The organism is Paraburkholderia sp. RL17-373-BIF-A (genome assembly GCF_046030175.1).
Classification (GTDB): domain Bacteria; phylum Pseudomonadota; class Gammaproteobacteria; order Burkholderiales; family Burkholderiaceae; genus Paraburkholderia.
In genome coordinates, this window is sequence record NZ_JARESO010000230.1 from 1 (window position 1) to 1,797 (window position 1,797).

The 1,797-nt window shown below is 59.3% G+C and carries 1 protein-coding gene and 1 pseudogene; both read right to left on the bottom strand.

Going from position 1 to position 1,797, the window contains the following annotated elements; all coding sequences use genetic code 11:
- A pseudogene (locus tag P0D80_RS49910) lies at positions 1-114 on the bottom strand (IS110 family transposase); the annotation flags it as partial.
- 284 nt (positions 115-398) lie between these two features.
- Complete coding sequence (locus P0D80_RS49915; RefSeq protein WP_408296072.1) at positions 399-1,529, bottom strand: IS110 family RNA-guided transposase; 1,131 nt, start codon at positions 1,527-1,529, stop codon at positions 399-401.
- Positions 1,530-1,797 lie beyond the last annotated feature (268 nt).

Consider the following 1,797-nt stretch of genomic DNA (forward strand, 5'->3'; position numbering starts at 1 on the left):
CGCCGGCCGACGTTTTTTCAACTGCTCGACCCAAGGACCCGGCTCCTTGACGTTTGCCAGTACACAGCGCGCGCCGTGAGTTAGGAGCGTACGCAGGTAGGTGTCACCCCTCTGATATGACTCCCGGTGTCAATCGGAATCGGTTTTGAGCTTACGTTCGTTTTCGTATCCGAATTTCCTGAGGGCGGCGTAGCAGTAACTCTCGACGGTGGATCACGCTGATATTCGCGGGTTTGATACCGCATTACTGTGGTCCGTCTCATGAGCCTGCCGCTGACTTGCTTCGCAAGCCGACCTGATGTCGTTGCTAAAAGAGGGCGCGGGTTGCTCGAATACCGGGCTGCGCCGCCCTCAGGAAACTCCCCTTTCGTTGAACCCAGTTACATGCTTCGCTAAATTTAGGCTGGCTGACCACAGTGAGGTGTTGTTAGGGCCATGCCCAGCCGGCCAATGTCCCAGATAAAAGCGGCCAATTCCCGGGCTACCGCAACGATGGCAACGTGGGCAATCTTTCCCTTGGCCACCAGCTTCCGGTATCGCCGGCACAGTCGTAATTGGGCGTCCCACGCCCGATCGATGATCGCCTTTGGGATACCTTCGTGCCGGCGTTGGATATCGATGCTCACGCGCGCCGGATGTCGGTAGCTCCGCGCGGATTCGACCAACAGCTTTCTCGCATAACTGTTTCCTGTCTTTGTGATGCTTCCTTGTCGCCGTTTGCCTCCTGATGAATGTTCCGACGGCGTTACACCAAGCCACGCCATCAACTGCCGCGGGTGTTCGAAGCGCGACAGATCGCCCAGCTCAGACACAAGGCCCACGGCCGACGTGAAGTTGATGCCCCGCATTGCTTGCAGGGCGAGCACGGCGGGAAAGAAACGCCAGTCTGCAACCGCCTCACGCAGCGCTGTTTCCAGCCGTTCGCATTGCGCCAGGCGATCTTCGATAGTACGGCGGTGTTCGTTAAATGCCAGTTGTTGCCAGCCGCTGTCGAAGGAGAATGTGCTCAACCAGCGTCGATGGGTCGGTCCCCAGTCCGCGCGGCCAAGGTAATTCACACCGTGCTGCAGCAGAAACGATTTCAGCCGGCATCGCGCCTGCTTGAGGTCTTCTCTCGCCGCTGACCAGGCCCGGGCTAGATCGCGAAATGCTTCGTCCTCGACCGTTGGTACATGCACGGCGGACAGATCACCGGCCCGTAGCGAACGCACGAGCTTTATGGCGTCGCGCCGGTCGGTCTTGACGCGCTCGCCGGGCTTGCGTGGGATGAGCGATGGCGCACACACCATGCAGTCGAAGCCCTTGTCAACCAACCGTCGGTACAGGCCGTAACCGCAGGGACCGGCTTCGTAAACGACGTAAATGTGGCGCGCTTTGGACTGCAGCCGTTTGCATAGGCGGTCAACTTCGATCTGTGTCGTGCCGACCTTGCCAAGCAGCTCCACGTCGCTCATACCGATCGCATAAGCAACCATGATCGAATCCTTGTGAACGTCGAGCCCTACGTACAACGTGCTATCGTCTTGCATGCTAGCCTCCGTGTCGGAAACAATCCGTTGAGCGGTGGTTCCGTCCCCGCTCAATGCGGCTCTGGCAGCAATGCTAACCCGCGCTTCCACCTGCACGGCGGCTAGCCTCGCGTCACGGGCGTCATACTGACTTGCTGATTCCAAACAGGCTTACTCTCCCGCCCGAGCCATGTTGTCGTATCGTGCTCTCGACGAGCTCCAGGATGCGCAGCTTCAGATCCCGCCACAGGTCGGCACGCCTCATGACCGAATACGGGGAGGTTTTGGG